The sequence below is a fragment of the Streptococcus sp. SR4 genome, from assembly GCF_000517725.1.
Taxonomy (GTDB): domain Bacteria; phylum Bacillota; class Bacilli; order Lactobacillales; family Streptococcaceae; genus Streptococcus; species Streptococcus salivarius_F.
Genome location: NZ_AZYW01000068.1, coordinates 150,663 through 174,514 on the forward strand (window position 1 = coordinate 150,663; position 23,852 = coordinate 174,514).

The 23,852-nt window shown below is 41.8% G+C and carries 23 protein-coding genes, 1 pseudogene and 1 riboswitch; of the genes and pseudogenes, 7 read left to right on the forward strand and 17 right to left on the reverse strand.

Features of this window, described 5'->3' with window-relative positions:
- Positions 1-27: 27 nt before the first annotated feature.
- Positions 28-783 carry a lysophospholipid acyltransferase family protein gene (locus HMPREF1519_RS08460; RefSeq protein ID WP_022496132.1) on the reverse strand — a complete coding sequence of 252 codons (756 nt, stop codon included), beginning with the start codon at positions 781-783 and terminating at the stop codon, positions 28-30.
- 129 nt (positions 784-912) lie between these two features.
- Here HMPREF1519_RS08460 and HMPREF1519_RS08465 point away from each other — a divergent pair, with 129 nt between their 5' ends.
- Genes HMPREF1519_RS08465 through HMPREF1519_RS08475 form a run of 3 tightly spaced genes read left to right on the forward strand, consistent with a single transcriptional unit; the run spans position 913 to position 2,935 of the window.
- Positions 913-1,848 carry a polysaccharide deacetylase family protein gene (locus HMPREF1519_RS08465; RefSeq protein ID WP_022496131.1) on the forward strand — a complete coding sequence of 312 codons (936 nt, stop codon included), beginning with the start codon at positions 913-915 and terminating at the stop codon, positions 1,846-1,848.
- A gap of 49 nt (positions 1,849-1,897) precedes the next feature.
- On the forward strand, positions 1,898-2,662 hold the full coding sequence (locus HMPREF1519_RS08470) for a tRNA1(Val) (adenine(37)-N6)-methyltransferase (protein ID WP_022496130.1): 765 nt from the start codon (positions 1,898-1,900) through the stop codon (positions 2,660-2,662).
- A gap of 3 nt (positions 2,663-2,665) precedes the next feature.
- The gene (locus HMPREF1519_RS08475; protein ID WP_022496129.1) at positions 2,666-2,935 is read left to right on the forward strand and encodes a GIY-YIG nuclease family protein; all 270 of its coding nucleotides are present in this window, start codon (positions 2,666-2,668) and stop codon (positions 2,933-2,935) included.
- Positions 2,936-2,990: 55 nt separating this feature from the next.
- Here HMPREF1519_RS08475 and HMPREF1519_RS08480 read toward each other — a convergent pair whose 3' ends face one another.
- The 3 genes from HMPREF1519_RS08480 to HMPREF1519_RS08490 all read right to left on the reverse strand — a co-directional run bounded on the left by HMPREF1519_RS08480 (position 2,991) and on the right by HMPREF1519_RS08490 (position 6,070).
- Positions 2,991-4,577 (reverse strand): DEAD/DEAH box helicase, encoded by a 1,587-nt coding sequence (locus HMPREF1519_RS08480; protein ID WP_004183188.1) that lies wholly within the window; start codon positions 4,575-4,577, stop codon positions 2,991-2,993.
- Positions 4,578-4,771: 194 nt separating this feature from the next.
- Entirely contained in the window at positions 4,772-5,677 is a 906-nt protein-coding gene (locus tag HMPREF1519_RS08485) for a magnesium transporter CorA family protein (RefSeq protein WP_022496128.1), read from the reverse strand.
- Between the two features lie 12 nt (positions 5,678-5,689).
- On the reverse strand, positions 5,690-6,070 hold the full coding sequence (locus HMPREF1519_RS08490) for a PH domain-containing protein (RefSeq protein WP_013991039.1): 381 nt from the start codon (positions 6,068-6,070) through the stop codon (positions 5,690-5,692).
- Between the two features lie 103 nt (positions 6,071-6,173).
- A riboswitch (TPP riboswitch) is annotated at positions 6,174-6,293 on the forward strand.
- An 81-nt stretch (positions 6,294-6,374) separates the two neighbouring features.
- On the opposite strand from HMPREF1519_RS08490, the gene thiT reads away from it, so the two are divergent.
- Positions 6,375-6,950 (forward strand): energy-coupled thiamine transporter ThiT, encoded by a 576-nt coding sequence (gene thiT, locus HMPREF1519_RS08495; protein ID WP_002884661.1) that lies wholly within the window; start codon positions 6,375-6,377, stop codon positions 6,948-6,950.
- Between the two features lie 187 nt (positions 6,951-7,137).
- Here the strand turns inward: thiT and HMPREF1519_RS08500 are convergent, their stop codons facing one another.
- From HMPREF1519_RS08500 to HMPREF1519_RS08510, 3 genes are all read right to left on the reverse strand, one after another.
- The gene (locus tag HMPREF1519_RS08500; RefSeq protein WP_002884210.1) at positions 7,138-8,682 is read right to left on the reverse strand and encodes a peptide chain release factor 3; all 1,545 of its coding nucleotides are present in this window, start codon (positions 8,680-8,682) and stop codon (positions 7,138-7,140) included.
- A 348-nt stretch (positions 8,683-9,030) separates the two neighbouring features.
- Positions 9,031-9,696 carry a YwaF family protein gene (locus HMPREF1519_RS08505; protein WP_014634906.1) on the reverse strand — a complete coding sequence of 222 codons (666 nt, stop codon included), beginning with the start codon at positions 9,694-9,696 and terminating at the stop codon, positions 9,031-9,033.
- A gap of 88 nt (positions 9,697-9,784) precedes the next feature.
- Positions 9,785-11,158 carry a UDP-N-acetylmuramoyl-tripeptide--D-alanyl-D-alanine ligase gene (locus HMPREF1519_RS08510; RefSeq protein WP_022496127.1) on the reverse strand — a complete coding sequence of 458 codons (1,374 nt, stop codon included), beginning with the start codon at positions 11,156-11,158 and terminating at the stop codon, positions 9,785-9,787.
- A 142-nt stretch (positions 11,159-11,300) separates the two neighbouring features.
- Here HMPREF1519_RS08510 and HMPREF1519_RS08515 point away from each other — a divergent pair, with 142 nt between their 5' ends.
- The 3 genes and pseudogenes from HMPREF1519_RS08515 (at position 11,301) to HMPREF1519_RS08525 (ending at position 13,356) form a co-directional block, all read left to right on the forward strand.
- Entirely contained in the window at positions 11,301-11,996 is a 696-nt protein-coding gene (locus HMPREF1519_RS08515) for a hypothetical protein (RefSeq protein ID WP_014634908.1), read from the forward strand.
- Positions 11,965-12,667 (forward strand): annotated as a pseudogene (locus HMPREF1519_RS08520) (hypothetical protein). The gene HMPREF1519_RS08515 and the pseudogene HMPREF1519_RS08520 overlap by 32 nt, the downstream one beginning before the upstream one ends.
- 173 nt (positions 12,668-12,840) lie before the next feature.
- The gene (locus HMPREF1519_RS08525; protein WP_371212473.1) at positions 12,841-13,356 is read left to right on the forward strand and encodes a hypothetical protein; all 516 of its coding nucleotides are present in this window, start codon (positions 12,841-12,843) and stop codon (positions 13,354-13,356) included.
- A gap of 117 nt (positions 13,357-13,473) precedes the next feature.
- On the opposite strand, the gene HMPREF1519_RS08530 is transcribed toward HMPREF1519_RS08525, so the two are convergent.
- The 10 genes from HMPREF1519_RS08530 to trpA all read right to left on the reverse strand — a co-directional run bounded on the left by HMPREF1519_RS08530 (position 13,474) and on the right by trpA (position 23,851).
- Positions 13,474-14,328: a cysteine ABC transporter substrate-binding protein gene (locus HMPREF1519_RS08530; protein WP_002884332.1), complete on the reverse strand. Its 855-nt coding sequence runs from the start codon at positions 14,326-14,328 to the stop codon at positions 13,474-13,476.
- Positions 14,329-14,370: 42 nt separating this feature from the next.
- Entirely contained in the window at positions 14,371-15,129 is a 759-nt protein-coding gene (locus HMPREF1519_RS08535; RefSeq protein ID WP_022496122.1) for an amino acid ABC transporter ATP-binding protein, read from the reverse strand.
- 1 nt (position 15,130) lies between these two features.
- Positions 15,131-15,808 carry an amino acid ABC transporter permease gene (locus HMPREF1519_RS08540; protein ID WP_022496121.1) on the reverse strand — a complete coding sequence of 226 codons (678 nt, stop codon included), beginning with the start codon at positions 15,806-15,808 and terminating at the stop codon, positions 15,131-15,133.
- Complete coding sequence (locus HMPREF1519_RS08545) at positions 15,768-16,448, reverse strand: amino acid ABC transporter permease (protein WP_022496120.1); 681 nt, start codon at positions 16,446-16,448, stop codon at positions 15,768-15,770. Before HMPREF1519_RS08545 ends, HMPREF1519_RS08540 begins: the two co-directional genes overlap by 41 nt.
- 440 nt (positions 16,449-16,888) lie before the next feature.
- On the reverse strand, positions 16,889-17,935 hold the full coding sequence (locus HMPREF1519_RS08550; protein WP_022496119.1) for a D-alanine--D-alanine ligase: 1,047 nt from the start codon (positions 17,933-17,935) through the stop codon (positions 16,889-16,891).
- Positions 17,936-18,072: 137 nt separating this feature from the next.
- Positions 18,073-18,276 carry a copper chaperone CopZ gene (gene copZ, locus HMPREF1519_RS08555; RefSeq protein WP_004183213.1) on the reverse strand — a complete coding sequence of 68 codons (204 nt, stop codon included), beginning with the start codon at positions 18,274-18,276 and terminating at the stop codon, positions 18,073-18,075.
- Between the two features lie 73 nt (positions 18,277-18,349).
- Entirely contained in the window at positions 18,350-20,578 is a 2,229-nt protein-coding gene (locus HMPREF1519_RS08560; protein WP_022496118.1) for a heavy metal translocating P-type ATPase, read from the reverse strand.
- Positions 20,579-20,581: 3 nt separating this feature from the next.
- Positions 20,582-21,013, reverse strand: a complete 432-nt coding sequence (locus HMPREF1519_RS08565) for a CopY/TcrY family copper transport repressor (protein ID WP_004183215.1) — start codon at positions 21,011-21,013, stop codon at positions 20,582-20,584.
- 167 nt (positions 21,014-21,180) lie between these two features.
- Positions 21,181-22,311 (reverse strand): MFS transporter, encoded by a 1,131-nt coding sequence (locus HMPREF1519_RS08570; RefSeq protein ID WP_223896446.1) that lies wholly within the window; start codon positions 22,309-22,311, stop codon positions 21,181-21,183.
- A 757-nt stretch (positions 22,312-23,068) separates the two neighbouring features.
- Positions 23,069-23,851, reverse strand: coding sequence for a tryptophan synthase subunit alpha (trpA, locus tag HMPREF1519_RS08575; RefSeq protein WP_022496115.1), 783 nt, complete (start codon positions 23,849-23,851; stop codon positions 23,069-23,071).
- Position 23,852: the final 1 nt, after the last annotated feature.

The following is a 23,852-nucleotide window of genomic DNA, read 5'->3' on the forward strand; positions in this document are numbered from 1 at the left end:
AGATTTATGTCTGACAGAGTTATTTGCTTATTTCTGCGTTTCTTTAGCACGGTGTTTTTCAGGGTTCCAAACAAAGCTAGCTACATATGAGAAAGCCATGGTAAAAAGCACTGCAATGATAGCTACAAGACCGAGAGGTACACGGTAAATATATGTCAATGGGTTTGGTTTTTTGCCTGTTTGATAGCTCAAAGCTTCTTCATCGAGACGATCAAATTCAGACTGGATACGACGAGCAACCTCTTGAATATTTTCATCATTCAAACGCTTCAAATCTGAAATATCAATAGGATTACCATAGTTCATATCCACACGTTCACCCGTCAAGAGCCCCTTGAGCTCACGAGGTCCTTGATAGACAACTGGCATAATCTTAACCTTGGCCATCTTAGCGATAACCGCAACCCCACCCTTAACATCAGAAGAATGACGACTACCACTTGGGAACATAATCAAACTACGATTACTCTTCTTAAGCATGTTAACAGGGTACTTGATAGCTTCTTGGCCAGGATTTTCACGGTCAATTGGGAAGGCGCCACACATGCGGATCCACCAACCAAAGATACGGCTCTTGAAGAGTTCTTTCTTAGCCATGAAAATAAACTGCTTAGGACGAGCTGAAAAAGCCATATAAACAGGGTCCCACCAAGTTCGGTGCGGAGCAACCAAGATATAATTTTCATCCTTATTCAATAATTTATCACGATTGTGGTAATGGGCATTACCATTGATAATCCAAAGAAGGAAGACAACAAGCCCACGTAAATAAGCGTAAAACACGTTTTTACCTCTTTTTCTACAAGTTTTTTACTATTATACCAAAAAAGGAGCTCTTTTTTCACCGAATTTCTTTGTAAAAGTCTTGAAAATGGTGTGGCACTTTCTAATAGTTTGAGCTATAATGTAACTATGAAAAAAAGTATTGAGATTATAGGGAAAAATCGAAAGGCACTTAATCTTTGCCTCATTATTGCAAACTTGGTTGTTCTGGCTATCCTAGGCTTTGTCCTATTCCAACGCCATAACACGAAATCTGAACAAGTAGCCAAGGCTGAAAAGACTGAACAAGTCGCTAATAGCACAAGCTCATCTTCAGAAAAAGCTAAAGAAGATGATGAAACACAACTCAAGAAAGGTAGTAACCACAGCATTGCAGCTTCTGACTATGCTTACGATGTTACTGCTGTGAATAACACTATTCGAGGCCAGTCTCAGGATATCGACGACAAGGTAGTCTTTTTAACATTTGACGATGGGATTGATCCAACACTGACCCCACAAGTTATGAGTATTTTGAAAGAATACGGTGTTCACGCCACATTCTTCCACATTGGTTACACCATTACACAAGAAAATGCGGACATCCTCAAACGCCAAATTACAGAAGGACATGCGATTGCCAACCATAGCCTCAGCCATAACTTTAATCTCCTTTATCCAGGACGTGTTCCTAATCAAAGTCAGATTGTTTCTGAGGTTAACCAAACCATGGCTAATTTCCAAGCCATCCTAGGTAAAGACTTCAAGACAAGAATCTTCCGTTATCCTGGTGGTCATATGTCATGGCAAGGTCTAGAAAGTACTGACCAAGCTCTCGCCAAGGAAGGTGTCCAGTGGATTGACTGGAATATGCTTTGTGGTGATGCAGAACCAGCCTCTGTTCGCCCAACAACATCTGAAACCATGATGGCCTACTTGGATGGTTCACAAAAATATTTCCCTGAGAGTCATGTTAAGGTTGTCCTTATGCACGACACTGCTGGTAAGGAGCTCACAGTTCAGACCCTTCCACAAATCATCGAATACTTCAAAGACCAAGGCTACACCTTTGGTGTCCTAGAGTAATCACTCACAACAGTTCCTTTGGGAGCTGTTTTTTGTTACAATAAAAGCTATGACAAATCCAATTTTAAAAGATGGAGAACGCATTGACCAACTCTTCTCCACAGATGTAAAAATCATACAAAATAAGGAGGTCTTCAGCTATTCTATCGACAGTGTCCTCCTCTCTCGATTTCCAAAAATTCCCAAGAAGGGGTTAATCGTCGACCTCTGTTCGGGAAATGGTGCCGTTGGCCTCTTTGCTAGTACACGCACCGAGGCACCAATTACCTTGGTTGAGCTACAAGAACGTCTGGCTGACATGGCAAAGCGTTCCGTCACTCTCAACCAGCTAGAGGACCAGGTGACCGTTGTCAATGACGACCTAAAAAATTTGCTTGACCATGCCCCACGATCTCAAGTGGACCTTATTCTCTGTAACCCTCCCTACTTTAAGGCGACAGAAACATCCAAGAAGAATTTGTCAGAGCACTACCTCTTGGCCCGTCACGAAATCACGACTAATCTAGAGGAAATTTGCCAGGTCGCTCGTCATGCCCTCAAATCTAACGGACGTATTGCCATGGTGCATCGTCCCGACCGCTTTTTGGATATCATCGACACCATGCGCCAGTATAATCTAGCGCCTAAACGCATCCAGTTTATTTATCCTAAGATGGGACGTGAGGCAAATATGCTCCTGATTGAAGCCATTAAAGACGGCTCAACAGATGGCTTGAAAATCCTTCCGCCTCTCTTTGTGCATAAGGAAAATGGCGACTATACCGACGAAATCTTTGAGATTTACTTTGGAAAAAAGACTGAGGGTAAGTCCTAGACGATGATAGAAAAGGATAGCAAGGCCTACATGTATGTGGTTGAGTGTGCCGATGGCACCCTCTATACAGGCTATACCACAGACGTCGAACGCCGCCTCAAAACCCATAACGCAGGCAAAGGCGCCAAGTATACCAGAGCCCGCCTACCAGTTAAACTCCTCTACTCAGAAGCCTTCGCCAGTAAACCAGAGGCCATGAGCGCCGAAGCACTCTTTAAGAGAAAAAGCCGAGAGAAAAAACTAGCCTATATCAAAGAACACACGGAAAAATAACCGTGTGCTTTTTGATATAGGAAAACGCTCTATTTTCATAGAGCGTTTTTATTGTTTATTTATCACCCTTGTTACGGATAACAAAGCCGTTTTTCTTTTCACTTGAGGTACGGTGTGGGCGTTTGTTGCCACGGTTTTCGAAGTCACGGCTATTCTTCTTAGACTTGCGTTTGAAGTCACGACGGCCACCGTCTCGGTCATCGCGGTTACGGTCGCCACGGTATCCACCACGACGGTTGTTATCGCGACCACGGTTGCCACGGCCACCTTTGCCGCCTTTACCACCAAAGCCACCACCTGATGGTTTGAATGGCAATGGTTTTTCACGTGCAATTTCCACTTCTGGCATTGTCTCTGGGTCTTGAACGGTCAAGCTCAAGATGTAAAGTGCCAATTCTTCAGGAGTGAATTCTTGAGCCAATTTAACCGCATCACCCTTGAACTTGTCAAAGTTAGAACGGATAGCTTCATCCGCAAAGTCGCGTTCGATCTTCTTAAGGGCAACTTTCTTCTTAGCTTGGAAGGCTTCTTGAGCTGTTGGTGGCTTAAGGCCTTTCATGCGTTTCTTGGTCAAGTTTTCGATGATTCCCAAGTAACCCATTTCGTTTGGAGCTACGAAAGTAATAGATTGACCTGATTGGCCTGCACGTCCTGTACGTCCAATACGGTGAACGTAGCTTTCTGGATCTTGTGGAATATCATAGTTGTAGACGTGAGTGACACCTGAAATATCAAGACCACGCGCCGCAACGTCTGTCGCAACCAAGATATCGATTTGGTCATTCTTGAAGTCACGGATAACACGAAGACGCTTATTTTGATCAAGGTCACCGTGGATACCCTCTGCACGGAAACCACGAAGTTTCAAACCACGTGTCAACTCATCCACACGACGTTTGGTACGTCCAAAGACGATTGACAATTCTGGTTGGTCAACGTCCATAAGGCGAGTCATGGTATCAAACTTCTCTTGTTCCTTCACTCGGATAAAGTATTGGTCAACGTTAACATTGGTCAATTCTTTAGCCTTGATTTTCACATGCTCAGGATCTTTCATGAACTGCACACCAATACGTTTGATGGCATCAGGCATAGTTGCTGAGAAAAGAAGGGTTTGACGTTCTTCTGGTACTCGGCTAATGATAGCTTCAATGTCTTCAAGGAAGCCCATGTTAAGCATTTCATCCGCTTCATCCAAAATCAAAGTCTCGATGTTATTGAGTTTAAGAGCCTTACGTTTGATAAGGTCAAGGAGACGACCTGGTGTCCCTACAACGATGTGGGCACCTGAACGGAGGGCCTTGATTTGTTTTTCAATGCTAGAACCACCGTAGACTGAGCGAACTTTAACGCCTTTGTCACGACCAAAACGGAAAAGCTCTTCTTGAGATTGCACTGCCAACTCACGTGTTGGGGCAATAACAAGAGCTTGGATTGTATTTTCTTCTGTACGAATTTTATCTAGGGTCGGCAAACCAAAGGCAGCTGTTTTACCAGTACCAGTTTGGGCCTGACCGATAACATCCTTACCTTCAAGAGCGAGTGGAATTGTCAACTCTTGGATAGGTGATGGTTTTTCAAAACCGGCAGCTACAACAGCTGATTGGATGTCTTCTGATAGGTTTAAATCTGTAAATTTCAAAGTATTCTTCTTTCTATTTGAAGGCGGTGCGAAGCCACCTTATGAGACTTGGTTGTGTAGTAGATTAACTACCTGTATTTAATAGTCGTTTATTTTAACAACTCATCTAGTCTATCATATTTAGAAATAAAAAGACAGAAAATAACGTTTTAAAACCGCCTTCAATTTGAGAAGACGGTTTCACTCACTAATTATTATTTATGGACCAACCAACGCAGGTAGCGGGCCAAGACCAAACAAAGAATTACACTACCGATAATGATGAAAATCCAGGCTGGACTGACAGTCATAAACGGTAAAGGAACATTCATCCCAAAGAAACCGGTAATGACAGCGAGCACTCCCAAGAGTACCTCAATAATAGTCAAATTACTCAAGTTGTTGTTCAGGTTGTTGTTTAGGATATTATTATAAGAACCTGATAAATGCTGTAAGACCTTAGAAATGAGGTCCGTCATGGCTACTAACTGTCTAGCTTCAATCATGGCATCATCAAACTGTTCTTTTTCAACCTCGTTGAGACGACGATAAATGGCGTGCCCCTTGATGTGCTCCAAAAGGAGGCGGTTTTGTGTAGCGGCAGCCACCAAATAGACCATGCCTGTTTCCAAATCTGAAAGGTCGTAAAGATTCTTACTTGTCGTAGTCTGCCTTAGACGTCGACTAACCTCATCTTTTTGCTGATCCAAACGTTCAATGACGGGATAGTAGGCATTTGAAATCATCTCAAGGCCTGCAAAGAGCAATTTATAAATGGACAAATCCTCATGGTTATCCACATAGTCTTGCATTTTGCTGATCACATAAGCATTATCCTCGTTACTAATGGTCACCAAACGCGTATCTTGTACAATAAAGGTCAGAGGAATGGTTTCATAGTATTCCTTGTCCTTCTCAAGAGCCAGAACATTATAAATAAAGGTAATTGTTCCATTCTCACGGTTGTAGTCCATGTGAGCTCGTTCATTTTTATCCAAGGCATACTCTATGGTTTCCTGGTCAATATCATACTTGGTATAAAGGTAGGATTGCTCAGAAATAATATCTGAGTCAATATTAATCCAGTGACGCTTATAACCCAGTTCTTTTTCAATAAACATTTTTCTTCCTCATTACTTTAGCACTGCTGCTGCCAAAGCTTGTTGAATTTCAAAGACGTTATTATCACTCTTAAATTGAAGGACCTCTGCGGGCTCCAATGCTGATGAAATCCAAATCTTAAGTTCAGCATCTAGGTCAAAGTGCCCTGAACTTTCTACAGTAAAACGAGAAATCGAGTGATAAGGGATAGACTTGTAGGAAGTCTTCTTCCCTGTAACACCTTGCTTATCGACTAAAATCAAGCGCTTCTCTGTAAAGACAATCAAGTCACGAACAAGGACATAGGCTAACTCCACCTGTTCACCTGGAATTAAGATGCCCTCCAATTGGCGCTCAACCTTATCATTATCTTTTTTAGATGCGTTGCCAAGCAGTCCTGAAAAAAGTCCCATAGTTGTTTCTCCTTTTTTATTGTAAAGATAATCCTTGCTTTAACTATACCACAATTTTAGGATTTCAGACACTTGCAGAAATGGGTTTCTAGTAGTACAATTAAAGAGTCACAAGAGGAGCAATTGCTGAGAATGGCTAGCTTGATTTTTTCTTCAAGACCTGCCTAAACTCTTACCACCTGATCAGGTTAGGACCTGCGTAGGGATGTGTCTCAAAATAGATTGAAATAGAGGAACTTCTATGACGTCGTTTTGATGTGGCAAAAAACAGCCAATCAAGACGATTGGTATAGGAGGTTTTTTTATGTCGAAAACAAATATTCGACCAATGATTGAGGTTGCCCTTTTTGCAACCATTGCTTATATTCTGGACTTAGTTACTCAGCCCATGTCACTAGGCCCTTGGATTTCCCTTTCCTTTAAGATGGTACCTATCTTTCTCCTCAGTTTTCGCTGGGGCTTAAAAGCTGGTGCTATGGGCGGTCTTATCTGGGGGCTACTTCAAGTGGTGACAGGACAGGCAGCCGGTGGTTGGCTGACCTTGACACAAGGGTTTCTGGAGTACTTTGTCGCCTTTAGTCTGATTGGTATCAGTGGTGTGGTCAAACCAGCCCTTGATAAAGCCATTAAACAAGGCAATAAAGTCAAGTCTCTGATGGTGATTACTGAGGGGATTCTTCTTGGTAGCTTCGCTCGTTACCTCATTCACTTTATAGCCGGTGTCATCTTTTGGGGAAGCTATGCCCCTAAAGGACAAAGCCCTTATCTCTATTCATTTATTGTCAATAGCTCATCCTTCCTTGGAGAAACATTGGCCAGCCTCATCGTTTTCTTCGCCCTACAACGATTCCTAGGCAGGTTACTAAATACGGAAAAATAAAAGAAACCATAGGACAGTCTTAATTGACAGTCCTATGGTTTTTCTTGTTTTCATAACATATTACGACACGAAATCAGACGAATCGATATTATTCGGCTGACGTAGTTAGTGAGACGGCTAGCTAGCCACAAGATAGTGGCTAGCGTCAAAAGATGAACGATTTAAAATCGTCATCTTTTGTGCCGTATTACATCTTCTCTTCCAATGTTACATCTGGATATTTATCCGCAAACCAACGGAGGGCAAAGTCATTTTCAAAGAGAAATACTGGTTGGTCAAAGCGGTCTTTAGCCAAGATATTTCGGCTTGATGACATGCGTTCATCAAGGTCCTCAGGTTGGATCCAACGCACAGTCTTTTTACCCATTGGTGTCATAACAACTTCAGCATTGTATTCATTTTCCATACGATGTTTGAAGACTTCAAACTGAAGTTGACCAACGGCACCAAGCATATATTCGCCTGTTTGGTAGTTGGTGTAGAGCTGGATAGCTCCTTCTTGCACCAATTGTTCAATTCCTTTGTGGAAGGACTTCTGTTTCATGACGTTTTTAGCAGAAACTTTCATGAACAACTCTGGCGTAAAGGTTGGTAGTGGCTCAAATTCAAATTTGTTTTTACCTACAGTAAGGGTATCACCAACCTGGTAAGTTCCTGTATCGTAAACCCCGATAATATCTCCAGCCACGGCATTTTCGACATTTTCACGAGATTCGGCCATGAACTGAGTGACGTTAGAGAGCTTAGCTCCTTTACCAGTACGGGTTAGGTTAACACTCATACCACGCTCGAATTCACCAGACACGATACGAACAAAGGCAATACGGTCACGGTGACGTGGGTCCATGTTGGCTTGGATTTTGAAAACAAAACCAGAGAAATCCTTGTTAAGAGGATCAATCTCATCACCATCAACTGTCTTGTGGCCATGTGGTTCTGGCGCAAATTTAAGGAAGGTATCGAGGAAGGTTTGAACCCCAAAGTTAGTAAGGGCAGAACCGAAGAAGACCGGTGTCAGTTCACCAGCTAAAATCGCTTCCTCAGAGAATTCATTACCCGCTTCTGTCAAGAGTTCAATATCTTCTTTAGCTTGCTCATAGAATGGGTTGTTGGCAAAAAGAGTATCACCATCTTCAATCTTGGCAAAGCGCTCGTCACCTTTATAGAGCTCCAAGCGTTCATTATAGAGGTCATAAAGTCCTTCGAAGGCTTTACCCATACCGATAGGCCAGTTCATTGGGTAGCTAGCAATACCAAGCACTTCTTCCAACTCTTCCAAGAGGTCAAGTGGCTCACGTCCATCACGGTCCAATTTATTCATGAAGGTGAAGACAGGAATCCCACGGTGTTTGACAACTTCGAAAAGTTTTTTGGTTTGGGCCTCAATACCTTTGGCTGAGTCAACGACCATGACGGCAGCGTCAACCGCCATAAGGGTACGGTAGGTATCTTCTGAGAAGTCCTCGTGCCCTGGGGTATCTAGGATATTGACACGTTTGCCGGCATAGTCAAACTGCATCACAGATGAGGTTACTGAGATACCACGTTGTTTCTCAATATCCATCCAGTCTGATTTAGCAAAGTTTCCAGTTTTCTTACCTTTTACAGTACCAGCTTCACGGATTTCACCCCCAAAGTAAAGCAATTGTTCAGTGATTGTTGTTTTACCAGCATCGGGGTGAGAGATGATGGCAAAAGTACGGCGTTTTTTGATTTCGTCTTGGATACTCATAGTTTTCTTTCTTCTTTGAAAATAATCTTTTTGTTACTTTTCCTTAGTGGTATGGATGTCAGCAGCTTCTTTGTAAATCTCAGAAACTCCATGTCCCAGAGCTACTAATAGCAATAGGTTTTTTACCAGAACGAAAAGCAAGATCGTTGTAGCACTTCTTTCAGAAAATTTCTGTCTTTTGAAAGCTACATTTGTTGTCGAGGCTTGCGATAATTCTCGCAGGCACAGCTCCTTTATTATATCCAAATTACAGTGTGAAAGCAATTCTGAAAGCGTTTTGTGTTAGAATAAAACAAATAAATGAAAAAACACGCTATCAACTTTCTGATAGCGTGTTTCTTCATTTATTTAATATTTGTCTTCAAAATGCTCCAGACCTTTTTTCATGATTATCATGAGAATAATCAGAGCTCCTGAAACAGCAAGGTATTTGACAAATAAGGGAGTTCCCATAATAAATGGCGTGTGTTTAAGCATGCCATAGTTTCCACCGATAGTCTGATTAACGATTACCAAAGCTAAATTCAGTAATAAGGTGGCCACGACAATCAGCCGCTGGCTGATGGGATGAGTTTTATAACTATTAAAAATTACATTCAGGCTATTGACCAGTAGGGCATAGTGGCCAATTAGGAAAGAAAAGCCTGTGATATGAGGAAACTCATAGGGATCAAATACTGGATAAATCAATGCACAGTAGGTCCCAACAACTCCCATAATAGCGAAATAGCTCTTTATCCTGCTATTTTTCAAGAGGAGAACAGTAAACATGGCCATACGACAATGGTACAGGGGCAGACTAATATAAAGTGGGAAGCCCTGCCAGAGGTACCAAGTGTATAGGGCAAAGAGTTGAATGGCTTGGATAATGAGAAAGGTCCAACGCCATATCTTATTCTTATACCAACGCCAACTCAAGTAACTCAGAAGTACCATTGCCAAAAGCATAAGCAAATAATAGGGCAAAGGTATCTGGGGTGGATGAGTTTGGGTGGTTGTCAAAAATTCCTTCATTCTCTTCTCCTGCTGAAATTACTATGCCTGCTATTATATCAAATTTCAGGGTAAAGCAAAAACCTGCTTGGAGAGCAGGTTAGAGAACTTAATTCTTAGCTTGGAGTTCTTCTACAACCTTGGCTAGGTTCATAGAGTTAGAGCCTTTGAGCAAGATTTGATCGTGCTCGCCCAGGCTTTCTTTGATTTGCTTGACCATAGCGTCAAATTGGTCTTCGTTAGCTGTTTTCTTGAAATAATAAACATGACCAAGTGGGAACATTTGACTAGCAAGTTGTGACAATTCTGCAATGTCTTCACCGTAGAAAATCACCGTATCAATAGCATCTGGTGTCAGGCTGAGAATCATCTGTGTGTGAAGTTGAACAGACTGTTCACCGAGTTCTTTCATATCAGCTAGGACAGCGATCTTCTTGCCTCCTTCATTCTTAGGAATGGCTGAGAAGGTCTCCAAAATGAGCTTCATGGCTGTTGGATTGGCATTGTAAACGTCTGAAAGGATATCGGCACCGTTGGCTGCTTTTTTCCATTCGGTACGGTTTTTTGTAAGCTGCAAGTTGGCAAGAGCTGAGAGGATATTTTCCTCAGTTACACCCAAGTGTTTAGCCACATAGGCAGCAACCATGGCATTTGTGGCATTGTATTTTCCAGTGACTGGCAAGGTAACTTGTCCGTCTAGGAAGTTTGTTGAAAAGGTGAGATGGTCCTTGAATTCTGTCAACTCAGAGACTGTAAGCTCCGCACCATCCCCAAAGCGTACCACTTCAAGATTGCTTGGCAAGAAAGGATCTACGATAGGATCACTTGGCACAAGCAAGAGGCTACCATCAGGCATACCGTCTTGCATTTGCATTTTACCTTGGGCAATCTTGTCACGGCTACCGAAGAATTCCAAATGAGCCTCTCCGATTAAGGTAACAACGGCTGTTTTTGGCTTAGCCAGGGTTGACAAGAGGTGAATGTCTCCCATGTGGTCTTGCCCCATCTCAAGGACGATTTTCTCAGTATCATCAGGCATGTGGAGGGCTGTATAAGGAAGACCAATCTCATTGTTGTAATTGCCTTGGGTTTTGTAAGTACGATAGGTTGTTGCCAAGATATCATGAATCATGTCCTTGGTTGTTGTCTTACCATTAGAACCAGTCACAGCAATAACATCAACCTCAGTCTTTTCAAGATAGTAGGCAGCTAGTTTTTGAAAGGCTTCAAGAGCGTCATCAACTAGGATGTGGACTTGATCAGCTGGTAATTCTTTTTCTGTGAATGTCGCTAGGGCACCATTGTCAAAGGCTGTTTGGATAAAATCATGCCCATCACGCGCACCTTTTAGTGGTAAAAAGAGGTCACCCGCTGTAATCTTACGGCTATCAAACTCAATCTGGTTAATGGCAACATCTTCATAGGCTGTGACATCATTTTTAGCGCCAACAACCTTGGCAATTTCATGGAGTGTCAGTTTCATCTTAAAATCCTCTGTTTTATTTTTACAAGTCTGGCAAGAAATAAGATTTCCTTGTCTACAATCACTCCCAATTATATCACAAATCAGGCTAGCTTTTGCTTGGGAGATGAATTTGTTACAATGGTTGATGAAAGGATTAGGCATGACAAAGAAAAAATTAGTCAACCTCTCTAAGGGAGAGGAAACCATAAAAAGCGACTGTCAAAGTATCGAAGAACCTAAAGGATGGCGTTTTAATTGGAGAAAGTTCATCCTACTAGAGCCAACAGCTGAATTGATTATCTTAGTGCTACTGGCACTGCTGTATGGTGGTTTTTATTATTATGATCATTATACAGTCAATGAAGATAACATATATGGTCTCTGGCAGTCTGATCATCATAAGTTAGCGATTTCCTATAAGCATATTCGGAAACGAGGAAATATCGACTGGCAAGTCGTACAGGATGGTAAGTATATTATCTATGCTGCTAGAACTCGCCCGGTCAAACGGCTTAATGACGGAACTCTTCACATGGAGCTCTACACTGTGGAAGGCTACCTGACAGACCTACCCACCAAGGACGGCTTCAGCTATATGGATTTCTATCTTCGCAAAAACAATTATCTTACCTATGACGGTGAGTCCTACAAGCGTATCAATTCTGGAAACAAGTCCATCACTTGGAAAGATGGTTCCACCAGCCCTTATGGTGAACGGAAAACCAAGCTCTCTACAATTGTTCAAACTATCTATCGTGGAATTCTGGGACTGGGCTTCTTTATTGTTATTTTAGAGGCTCGGCAAAAGAGGAGAGAAAAACTAAGTGAGACACCAATCAAAAAGAAAATACGCTGACCGAAAGAAACTCAATCGAAAGTATCAGTCACAAAAAGCATATCGAAAAGAACAAAAACGCAAAACCGGATGGCGAGCACGCTTGGATAAATTTACAGACCGTCTAGTCAATGTGTTTATGATATGTTTCTTACTCACGATACCGATTTTCATCGTCTATATGATTTTCTTTGATCATAATGTTTATAAAGACAGTATCTATGGTCTGTGGAAATCTGAAAATCATCAGCTTGCCATATCCTACGAAAGAGGGCGCAAAGGAAGTAAGCGTGATTGGGATATTGTTCAAGATGGAAATGTCCTCATTAAAAATGCACGCAAATGCACGCATCGATGATATTAAACGCTTCGAGGATGGTACCCTCTACATTGAAGTTTACGCTGAGGAACGCCTGCTTTCAGACCTCCCCGCTAAAAACGGCCTTAACTATTTGAATATGTACGTTCGTAAAGACAATTACCTGACCTATAATGGTGAATCTTACAAACTGATTGATGATGAAAACAAGAGCATTACCTGGAAAGATGGTTCAAAATCCCCTTACGGTCAACGAATAACCTTGTTTGATCGTCTGGAACCTTATATCGTATTTGGAATGTTTGGAAGCTTGCTTTTATATGTCCTTTTCGTTGAATGGAAAATCAAAAGAAAATATAAAAAGGAAAAATAGGTTAAATGAGGCATCAAATAAAGAAAAAATATAGTGATCAACAGGAAATTGATAGAAAAGATCATTCACAAAATGAATATCGAAGAACACAAAAGTACAAAACTGGATGGCGAGCACGTTGGGGTAAATTCAAAGACCGTTTAGTCAAGATTTTGAGGATTTGTTTTCTATTCATGGTACCTATAGTCACCATCTATCTTAGATGCTTTTATGATGGTATCAGTGAAAATAGTATCTACGGGCTATGGCAGTCTGAAAATCACAAGCTTGCTATTTCCTATAACGAAGGAGGAAAAAGTCGTAAGTACGATTGGGAAATTATACAAGATGGAAAACTCCTTATCAAAAATGCTCGAACTCAGAAAATTAAAGGTCTTAAAGATGGAACCATCTACATTGAAGTTTACGCCAAGGAAAGTCTGTTCTCAGACCTTCCCACAAAGAACGGCCATAACTATTTGAATATGTATGTACGGAAGGATCATTATTTGACTTATAATGGTGAGTCCTACAAAAGGATTGATGATAGGGACAAAACCATTACTTGGAAAGATGGCTCTACCTCGGTCTATGGTGAACGCAAAACTTTTTTTGATTATATTGAACCATTTCTTTTTTGGGGAATGATGGGAGCCCTTTTCTTGTCATGTATTGTCATTTGTTGGAGAAACATAAAAAGCAAAAAGTGAGAAAAAAATCACCCTAAAACAAGAAAAACCATCCCTGCTTCTAGCTAAGCTAAATAGCCACGGGGTGGGTTTTTATTCTTATTAAGCAAGACTCGCCTCTTACGAAGGCTGTCAGTCTTATTTCACTTCGCCACCTTCAACCACGAGGTCATCAGCTTTAGCTGCATCACCGTAAGTTGGACGAAGTGTTTTTTCATAATCTTTGTGGAAGAAATTCTCTTTACCAAGTTTCTTAATGTCTTTATTGATAAAGTCAAGGAGTTCTTTGTTACCTTTTTGAACGGCTGGGGCAATGGTATCTGGGTTACCAAGTGATGTGATTCCTACTTCATAACCTTTATTTTCTAGAGCCCAAGCAAGAACTTCTGTATTATCAGTTGAGAAGGCATCGCCACGACCATCAAGGAGGGCTTGGTAAGCATCGCTATATTGGTCATACTTTTGCAATTTGATATTTGGGTAGTTCTTTTCAAAGTAAGTTTCAGCAGTTGTTCCCTTAGTAACAATCAAAGTCTTACCTTCAAGCTCTTTAACGTCCTTAATGACCTTGTCTTTAGGTGACACCACACCGATTGAGACTTTCATGTAAGGAAGGGCGAAGTCCACTTGTTTCTTACGTTCATCAGTTACTGTAAAGTTGGCAAGGGTAATATCTACCTTATTTGAAATCAAGAATTCTGCACGGTTGGCCGCATCTACTGAGACGTATTTAGGTTTAACACCCAAATCTTTGGCCAAACGGTTCCCAAGTTCAATATCGTAACCTTGGTAAGCACCCTTGTTATCTACATAACCGAAAGGTTTCTTGTCCGCAAAGACGGCGATACGGAGTTCACCACTCTTCTTAATTTCTTCGATGGTACGTGCTTTGGCTGTTGATTTACCAGAGCTACTGTTACTTGAGCAAGCAGTCACTGCCACCAAGGCAAAGACGAGGGCTAATAGGGCAAAAATTTTCTTTGTTAATTTCATAAATATCTCCTAAAATATTATATTTTCACTAAAAACAATGGGTTACAAATAGGCACCAAACTTACTGAAGTCAAAGACATTGAGGAACTCTTGAGCTCGCTGTGTCTTTGGATGATTGAAGAATTCTTCAGCAGTACCTTCCTCAGCGATGACTCCCTTATCCATAAAGATAATACGGTCAGCGATAGCACGCGCAAACTGAAGCTCATGGGTCACGATCAACATGGTCCGTCCTTCTTGAGCGAGGTCGTTAATCAATTCCAGAACCTCACGAACCATCTCAGGGTCAAGCGAAGCCGTCACCTCGTCAAAGAGGATAACTTCAGGATGCATGAGCAGGGAACGAACAATGGCCACACGCTGCTTTTGACCACCTGACAGTTGTCGTGCGAAGCTATGCTTCTTGTCCAGAAGTCCCACACGATTCAAAAGTTTCTCAGCCTCCGCAATGACTTCTTCCTTATTACGCCCTTGAGCTTTGACCGGCCCCAAAATCAGATTTTGCAGGATGTCCAAGTGTGGAAAGAGGTCATAACTTTGAAAGACCATTCCGATTTTCTGGCGAATCAAGTGGAAATCCTTCTTACTGCCAGTGATAGACTTGCCATCAAGGAGAATGTCGCCTCCTTGAATCGTCTCCAAGCCATTGATGCAACGTAGCAAGGTCGATTTCCCACAACCTGAGGAACCCAGGATAACAACGACTTCACCTTGTTTAACATCCAAGGAGATGCCTTTGAGAATCTCATTGTCCCCAAAGGACTTTTTCAAATCCTTGATTTGTAAAATGCTTTCTGTCATCTTAATTCCTCCAACGATTTTCAAGATAAGTAGACAGCTTAGATACTGGGTAACAAATGGCAAAATAAAGAATCAAAATCGTGCCATAAATCCAGAAAGAAGCTGTTGGAATAGTCAGGCGGTTACTGTCGATAATCTGCTGACCAACCTTGGTCACCTCAACCACGCCAATCAAAACCACCAAGGACGTCGTCTTAATCATCCGTGTCACCAGGTTAATAGCCTGAGGCAACAAGCGACGCAAGACTTGTGGAATAATCACATAGGTATAGAGTTGCCCATTGGTCAAGCCAAGGGCCCTTCCGCTCTCAAACTGGTGTCTAGGTAGCGACGTGATTGACCCACGCACCAAATCACCCATCTCAGCCGTTCCCCAAAGGGTAAAGACGATAATAGCCGATAGCTCGCCTGAGATATTGATGTTAAAGTTCCTAGCCAGACCAAAATAAACAATAAAGAGCAAGACCAACTGGGGCATGATACGAATAAATTCCAGATAAATACGTGACAAGAAACGAATAATCTTAGACTTCGAAGTCATGACAATCCCAAAAAGTGTTCCTAGTAAAAGGGACAGAAGAACCGAGACGATGGAAATTCCAATAGTTACGCCTAAACCTTGTAAGATACGTAGGAAATTATTCCCCTGAAGAAGAACCTGAAAGCCCGAATCCTGCATAGCGTAACCTCCTTTCAATCCAACTAAAGACTAGAGAAATCGGCAGCAACATCAAGAGATAAGCCACCACCAACATACCTAGAGCTACATCGGTTTCGTAGTAAAGACCAATCAAATCCTTGGCCACATACATCAAATCCGCCAAGGCTACCGCTGAGAATACTGACGTTTCCTTGATAAGGAAGATGACGTTAGCACTAAATGACGGAAGCGCCACAGCCACTGCCTGAGGAAGGACCACATAGCGAAAGACTTGGAATGGCGTCAAACCAATAGACAACCCCACTTCATGCTGGGTCTCACTAACAGCCTCTAGGCCACTTCGGAAGGACTCCGCCATATAGGAACCACCCAAGAAAATCAAACCTACCACAGCACAAGCCTCTGACGATAGAACCAAACCTATACGAGGCAAGCCAAAGTAGAGAAAGAAAAGCTGAATCAAGAGCGGCGTATTACGAGATAACTCAATATAAGCCGTCGAAAGCTGACTCAAAATCGGCACTCGGTAATGACGAATAACACTCACCACCAAGCCCAAAAGGAAGGAACCAAGAATCCCCAGAACGGCAATATGTAAAGTTAAAAAGAATGCCTTCTGATAAAAGGGCAAATACTGTTGAACAATGGACCAGTCCAAAACTTACCTCCTCATTTAAGATACAAAAGGCGTGTAAAATTCCGTAAAACAAATAGGAAACTGACGACGTGTGCTGGCACAATAGGAAGTCTATCTTTTGTTCTAGGAATTTAGCCTATGTTCAATTCTACAAGATACAAAGGGCGTGTAAAATTTCGTCAACACTTGCTGACTGCCATCTACTTCTAGCCCTTTGACCTTCACTCGCCTCTGATAATCATCGCGATACGCAAATCTTCATCAAACACGAACGAATTGCTTTATTTCATTTGAAACGTTAGATTTATTCTACCACCTGTTAGATTATTTGGATAATATGTATTTTTTATCGAGGTGATAAAGAAAAGATATAAATAAAATCTAGATTTCTGTAAAGAAAAAACACCTCAGTCTCAGAAATTTCTCCGAGACTAAGATGTCTGTGTTCTAAATCATATTTCTTAAATCAAATGGCTTTCACGTTTATCAAACATTTCTTGTCCCAAGGTTACCAATTCCTTGATAAGGTCTGAGTAAGAAAGTCCCATATTTTCCCAAAGAAGTGGATACATAGACCATTGAGTGAAACCTGGCATAGTGTTGAGCTCGTTAAGGTAGATGGCTCCATCCTCTGTCAGGAAGAAATCACAGCGGGCAAGACCACAACCACCGAGGGCACGGAAGGCCTTAGCCGCATAGGAACGCATTTGCGTCATGACTTCTGCAGGCACGTGAGCTGGGATGTCCATGGTAATCTTATTGTCAATGTACTTGGCTTGATAGTCATAGAAAGCCACATCTTTGACTACTTCACCTGGATCAGTCGTTTTGACATTTGTATTGCCAAGGATACCAACCTCGATTTCTCGGGCAACCACACCTTGCTCAATCAAGATACGACTATCATATTTGAGAGCCAGATCAATCGCTGCACGAAGCTCTGCTTCATTTTCAGCTTTAGAAATCCCAACAGATGACCCCATGTTAGCAGGTTTGACAAACACTGGGAAGGTTAATTTTTCAAGCGTCTCTGCTACTGCTGCTTCCAAATCTTCACCCTCGATGAAGACTGTGTAGGCAACCTGAGGCACACCAGCAACTTCAAGAATATGCTTGGTCATAATCTTGTCCATAGCCACACTTGATGAAAGAACATTGGTACCCACATATGGCAATTTGAGGGTTTCGAGGAAACCTTGGATAGAACCATCCTCACCCATAGGACCATGAAGAACTGGGAATATCACAGCGCCTTCTTCATAAATATCGCTTGGTTTGATAGCCTGACTAGCCACAACTGTGTCATTAGTCATGAGCTTCTCGTCATCACCTGGTGTTTCTGTAAATTCTTGTGTTTTGATAAAATCACCAGACTGAGTGATAAAGTAGGTTTTAACCTCAAATGCGCTGTAATCCACCGCACGCATAACACTCTCAGCTGAGAGCACAGACACTTCACGTTCTGCTGAACGTCCACCGTAGAGAAGGATAAGGGTTTGTTTAGACATAGGTATACCGTTTTCTTTTCTTGATTTTCTAGTCTCAATTTTGAGAACATAATTACTTTAATCATATCACAAAAGGAAGGGATTTTCAAAAAGATTATGGGTAGAAAAAAACAGCCTGATAGCTGTTTTTTCTTGTCTTAAATTTCGTCACCAAGTTCGAACTTAGTGCCTTTGAGGGCACGCTTGAGAGACCACTTCCATGGTTTACCTTCGATAGTGACTTGTTTGTTTTCGAGGTCAACTTTAACATTCTCAACGCCTTTGACAGCAGAGAGTTTTTCGGTAACGGTGTTGACACAACCTTGGCATTTCATTCCTGTAATATTATATGTTTTTGTCATTTTTCTTTCTTCCTTTTCTTTAATTGTTTTTTGATATACGTCTTAAGTGATGGGGGGCAAAAGCAATCGACACTTAGACTTTGCGACGTTTGAGGCGCAGAGCATTGAGGACAACTGAGACAGAGCTAAAGCTCATGGCCAGTCCTGCTATCATTGGGTCAAGCAGGGGACCTCCAAAGAGGTGGAGGACACCCATGGCCACTGGGATAGACAAGATATTGTAGATAAAGGCCCAAAAGAGGTTCTCTTTAATCGTTGTGATTGTCGCCTGACTAATTTTCAGAGCCTTAACGACATCCATGAGGCTTGGTTTCATAAGGACCATATCGGCACTTTCCATGGCAATATCTGTCCCTGAACCCATGGCAATACCGATATCAGCAGTCGCAAGGGCTGGGGCATCATTGATACCATCACCAACCATGATGACTGATTTTCCTTCTGCTTGAAGGTCGCTAATCACCCTAGATTTTTCTTGCGGAAGCACTTGACTGATAACACGCTTGATACCAACCTTTTGAGCGATGGCTTGGGCTGTTTGGTCATTATCACCAGTCAACATGATCACTTCCTTGCCCATTTGATGAAGGGCCGCCACCATATCGGCGCTATCCGCTTTAACCTGATCAGCTACACCAAAGAGTCCGATTAACTTACCATCTTCAGACAAGAAAATCGGTGTCTGACCATCAGCTGTCAAGTTTTGGAAATCAGCTTGTGCTGAAGTCAAGTCGACTTTTTCCTCTGCCATAAGGGTTTGATTCCCAGCTAGATAAGTTTTTCCTGCATAGCTAGCAGTTAGTCCTCGTCCAGTCAAACTTGAGAAATTATCCATTTCTAACAAGTCCAAGTTAGCATTCTCTGCCGCCACAAGGATAGCTTGACCCAAAGGGTGTTCAGACTTGGCTTCCAAGGATGCCAAAAGTTGCAAGGCTGCTCCGCTATTGCCATAAGTATAGCTAGAAACTAGCTGAGGTTTGCCCTGAGTAATGGTTCCTGTCTTGTCAAAGACGAGGACATCAGCCTTGTGAGCTAACTCGAGCACATCCCCACGCTTGTAGAGAATACCGTGTTCTGCACCAAGCCCTGTACCAACCATGATAGCCGTCGGTGTCGCAAGTCCCAATGCACATGGACAAGCAATAACCAAGACGCTAACTGCTACTGTCATAGCGAAGGTAAAGGTTTGTCCCATGACAAAGTACCAGAAGAGACCTGAAACAAGGGCGATAGCCATGACAACAGGAACAAAGACCGCTGACAACTGATCGGCAATCTTGGCAATCGGTGCCTTGGTTTGTTGGGCATCCTCAACCAATTTGATGATTTGGGAAAGCAAGGTGTCCTCACCAATCTTTTCCGCCTCATAAATCAGACTACCTTGACCATTAATAGAACCTGCAAAAACTGGTTTACCAGCTGATTTTTCAATAGGGAGTGACTCACCTGTAAGCATACTCTCATCAATAGCAGAGCTACCAGAAATCACTCGACCATCCACGGCTATCTTTTCCCCAGGTTTGACCACAATATGGTCACCAAGAACAACCTTATCCACAGGAAGCTTGACTTCCTTACCATCACGAAGGACAGTTGCTTCCTTGGCTGACAAGTGCATGAGTTTCTTAATAGCTTCTGAAGTTCGACCCTTAGAGAGGGTTTCAAAGTACTTACCAAGAGTAATCAGGGTCAAGATAACGGCCACTGACTCGAAATAAAGTTGGTGGGCGTGATGGACATGCCCCAATGAAATATGGTAAGTACCATAGAGACTATAAAGAAAGGCTGCCGATGTTGCCAAGGCTACCAAGGCATCCATGTTCGGGTGGCCCTTGGCCAAGGTACGAAAACCATTACTATAGAAGGAACGGCCCAACCACATGACGGGCACTGTCAAAACTAGCAGCACCAAGGCATAAGTCAAGGCTGCATGATGAGGAGACAAGAAGTTTGGCACAGGTAGACCGACCATTGGCCCCATAGCTAGATAAAAGAGAGGAATGGTGAAGACTGATGACCAAATGAGACGCTCACGCACCTTGTGAATCTTGTCTTCTTCACGTTCTTCCTGACTTTTAGCTGTCTCTGGATTGTAGACTTCGGCCTCATAACCAGCGTCAGCCACAGCTTTTTCAATAACTGCTGGACTAACCTTATCCCCAGCATAGTCCACAGACATTTTTTCGGTGGTTAGGTTAACCACAGCCTTGTCCACACCATCCAACTTATTAACAGCATTTTCAACGTTGGCTACACAGGATGCACAGGTCATCCCATTAACCACAAAGGTTTCTTTTGCCATTTCCTATATCACCTCCATATGATGCCCACAGGCACATTGGCCTGGCACACAGTCACAAACCACCTGATCCACAGGTTCTTTTGCTAAAAGCAAGGCCTGTAACTTGTCCACATCAGCTTGCGTCATGGGTGTCTTCTCGATAAGTTGCCCCAACAAATCGCTGTGTTTGGTCAAGCAAATCTTGTCAAAAACAGCCTCTAAAGCTTGAAAATTTGCTTCATCTTCACCCAAGCTAGCTTGATAGATAAACCCTCGTCCTTGACGCTGACTGGTTAGGTAACCCTTGTCCGCTAAACGTCCAAGCAAGGTCTTAACTGTCGAAGCCGACCAGTCTAGCTTCTTAGCTAGAATCGCTATAATCTCTGAAGAAGTCGCTTGCCCCTTAGCCCAGAGCACTCGCATGACTTCCCATTCTGCAGATGAAATTGTCAGCATGATAGCTCCTTTCTGAATCTTGTTATTCGTTTACGTTTGTAGATTTATTTTAACGCTATCTTAGAAACGTGTCAAGAGTTTTGTCTACATTTGTAGATTTATTTTTTAAAAAATTTCCAAGATCACTTCAAGGACCTTGGAAGACTTTCATTATCTTAGGCAAAAAATTATGCCTTTGGATTTTTCTGATACAGTTTAGTCATAAGCATTATTCCCAAAACGAGTATAATGACTGGAAGACTGTATCCTAAATAAATCGTAGTGACCTGCAGACCTCTCTTGATAAGCATACCACTAACAAATACAACAATCCCTGTCAAAACCTGATTCAAGACTTCGATTTTCAAATAAAGATTGTTGAGCTGTAGAGGATTCAACTTCTCCTGCAGGTAAACATTTTGCGAGATTCCAGATATCGTTTGGCCAACTGCTAAAAAGATATAGCTAAGCAAAACAGTCGGTAGATTAGGTACGAATGGAAAGACGACAACATAACCCAAATAGACAAGAGAGCCTAACAAGTAAACGGTCATAGGGGAGTATTTAGTGAGACTTTTGAAAGATAGAATTGAACTCGTTGCTAGAAAGGCAATGGCCAAGAAGGACAGAGAGAAAGAATAGGCCTGACTAGAAATACCGACATCTTTGGTCAGGAAGATAACTTCATAAGCATCATATAAGACACCCACTGACTGTAAGAGTATAGTCATCATAACCATCTTAAGGACGACACTCTGCCTTCCAAAAATAGAAATACCTTGACTGGAAGAAACCTCCTCTTCTGATTCATTCTCACGGTCAAAAATGATTGGTCCCAGTTTAAACAATAAGAGGGTTGCAAGTAGAGTTAGCACACTATAGACCAAAAATAAGCTTCCTAAATCAAGGCTACCCCAGAAACCAACTATCATAGGTGCTAAGAAATAGGAAGCTGACCCAATCATGGTATAGGTACTGTTAAATTTTTGTAAGTTGGCTTTTTTAACAAGCACAGGCACCGCTGAAGACAACAAACTGTTAAAGTAAGTCGTCAGCACTTCAGTCAAAACCACCAAAGCAAACACAAAAACACTCCCCATGGCAAGATAGATCAAAGCCAGACAGACTGCCTTAAGCAATTCAATACCAATCAAAACATATTTTTTATTTGTGATTTTTCCTACAAATTGATGTCCCACATTGGCAAGAATCCCTCCTAAGAATTTGGCAATCCATAGCCCTAAGACATAGTCCACCGAAATTTTAGAGAAGATAATACTCAGAGCTATCGCATAGCCGTACTCGATAATCAGCGACAAAAACCTATTAAGGAAAATAATTCTGGAATTGTTGGTAAACATTAACGATTTCTAAACCTTTTCTTTTTCATTGCCATTATTGTAACACTGAGCATACTAGCCTTCAATAGTTCAACGCATTAGAAAAACACCTCCTAAGAGGTGCTAAACTTTACTAAGATAAGATTGAGTTGACGAGGCTACGTCCAAAATCCCTGCCTTCACCATACAAAAATGTAAACATGCCAGGATAAATAACAGCCAAGCAAATTATCATAAAGAGTATTGCTAGAGCTTTTTTATTTGATACAAAGAATGAAAAAATATAATCAATCATCTTTAGTGATACCTTCTCTTCTTTTTTTAGCTATAAAATCAGTCTATAGCTTTCGAAAAGAAAAAAATAGTGACATTCATGTCACTAAAAAGGCTTATTCATTCGATACGAGATATACAAAAGTTGATTACGAGATTTAACCCTCAGCTCAAGCCCTTGTAGAGATAGAGGGCACCAACTAAAAGGAAAATCAGTGCATAGTGATTTTCTCCTCGATAGAAAAATAGTAAGGCTCCTATTAAGAAACAGATTCCTAGTATTACCCTCAATGATACTTTCATTTGTCTACCTTCTTTCTATAAGTAAGATGAAAATAAAAACAAGAGATAAATTTAATTCGCTACAATCCACCCATATTATAAGCTTGATAACTAGGAAAATCAAATGTCCCAAAGAATGATTTGATAAAAAATACTCCCCATTTCTGGAGAATATCATCTGCTATTTTTCAAAGTGTGAACCGAATGTAACAAATTCAGCGACTTCTTCTTCCTTACCGTCGTGGAGGTCACGGACAATTTTTGATCCCACGATAACACCGTCTGACACAACGTTAAAACGTTTGATGTCTTCCTCTGTTGACACACCGAAACCTGTGAGAACTGGAATGTCAGCATGCGCAGTCAAGTTAGCCAAGTGTTTATCAAGGTCATCACGGTAATTACCAGTCTTACCAGTAACGCCATTGATGGCAACGGCGTAGATAAAGCCTTCTGCACCATCAATCAACTGTTTCTGACGGTCAATACCTGTAGTCAAGCTTACCAAAGGCACGAGAGCAATATCACTGTCTTTCAAATATGGGGTAATAAAGTCAGCATGCTCGTCTGGCAAATCAGGAATAATGAGCCCCTTGACAGATGTCTCTGCAAGATCCTTAACAAAGGCTTCGATACCATATTGATAAACTGGGTTGATGTAGGTCATGATAACCAAGGGTACCTGTGTTTTTTGTTCTTGAAGCTTCTTGATAATAGCTGTCAAAGTCACATCTTTAGCCAAACTACGTTGTCCTGCTAGTTCAATAACGGGACCATCGGCCACAGGGTCTGACCATGGAATACCCACCTCAATAGCTGAGACACCACTATTTTCTAAGAGAGCGATAGTCTCAAAGAGCCCGTCTAGACCTTTAGCGTGGTCACCAGCCATGATATAAGGTACGAAAATACCGCGTTTACTGTCTTTGATAGCTTGTAGGTGTTTTGTTAGTGTTTTTGTCATG

Bases quoted from the DNA above. Each gene is read 5' to 3' on its own strand.
- thiT (WP_002884661.1), top strand. From the start codon at position 6,375: ATGTCGAAAACAAATATTCGACCAATGATTGAGGTTGCCCTTTTTGCA.
- HMPREF1519_RS08540 (WP_022496121.1), bottom strand. From the start codon at position 15,808: ATGCAGGATTCGGGCTTTCAGGTTCTTCTTCAGGGGAATAATTTCCTA.
- HMPREF1519_RS08475 (WP_022496129.1), top strand. From the start codon at position 2,666: ATGATAGAAAAGGATAGCAAGGCCTACATGTATGTGGTTGAGTGTGCC.
- HMPREF1519_RS08550 (WP_022496119.1), bottom strand. From the start codon at position 17,935: ATGTCTAAACAAACCCTTATCCTTCTCTACGGTGGACGTTCAGCAGAA.
- HMPREF1519_RS08485 (WP_022496128.1), bottom strand. From the start codon at position 5,677: ATGTTTATTGAAAAAGAACTGGGTTATAAGCGTCACTGGATTAATATT.
- HMPREF1519_RS08535 (WP_022496122.1), bottom strand. From the start codon at position 15,129: ATGACAGAAAGCATTTTACAAATCAAGGATTTGAAAAAGTCCTTTGGG.
- HMPREF1519_RS08465 (WP_022496131.1), top strand. From the start codon at position 913: ATGAAAAAAAGTATTGAGATTATAGGGAAAAATCGAAAGGCACTTAAT.
- HMPREF1519_RS08525 (WP_371212473.1), top strand. From the start codon at position 12,841: ATGGTACCTATAGTCACCATCTATCTTAGATGCTTTTATGATGGTATC.
- HMPREF1519_RS08530 (WP_002884332.1), bottom strand. From the start codon at position 14,328: ATGAAATTAACAAAGAAAATTTTTGCCCTATTAGCCCTCGTCTTTGCC.
- HMPREF1519_RS08505 (WP_014634906.1), bottom strand. From the start codon at position 9,696: ATGAAGGAATTTTTGACAACCACCCAAACTCATCCACCCCAGATACCT.
- HMPREF1519_RS08470 (WP_022496130.1), top strand. From the start codon at position 1,898: ATGACAAATCCAATTTTAAAAGATGGAGAACGCATTGACCAACTCTTC.
- HMPREF1519_RS08490 (WP_013991039.1), bottom strand. From the start codon at position 6,070: ATGGGACTTTTTTCAGGACTGCTTGGCAACGCATCTAAAAAAGATAAT.
- HMPREF1519_RS08560 (WP_022496118.1), bottom strand. From the start codon at position 20,578: ATGGCAAAAGAAACCTTTGTGGTTAATGGGATGACCTGTGCATCCTGT.
- HMPREF1519_RS08500 (WP_002884210.1), bottom strand. From the start codon at position 8,682: ATGAGTATCCAAGACGAAATCAAAAAACGCCGTACTTTTGCCATCATC.
- HMPREF1519_RS08510 (WP_022496127.1), bottom strand. From the start codon at position 11,158: ATGAAACTGACACTCCATGAAATTGCCAAGGTTGTTGGCGCTAAAAAT.
- copZ (WP_004183213.1), bottom strand. From the start codon at position 18,276: ATGACAAAAACATATAATATTACAGGAATGAAATGCCAAGGTTGTGTC.
- trpA (WP_022496115.1), bottom strand. From the start codon at position 23,851: ATGACAAAAACACTAACAAAACACCTACAAGCTATCAAAGACAGTAAA.
- HMPREF1519_RS08565 (WP_004183215.1), bottom strand. From the start codon at position 21,013: ATGCTGACAATTTCATCTGCAGAATGGGAAGTCATGCGAGTGCTCTGG.
- HMPREF1519_RS08515 (WP_014634908.1), top strand. From the start codon at position 11,301: ATGACAAAGAAAAAATTAGTCAACCTCTCTAAGGGAGAGGAAACCATA.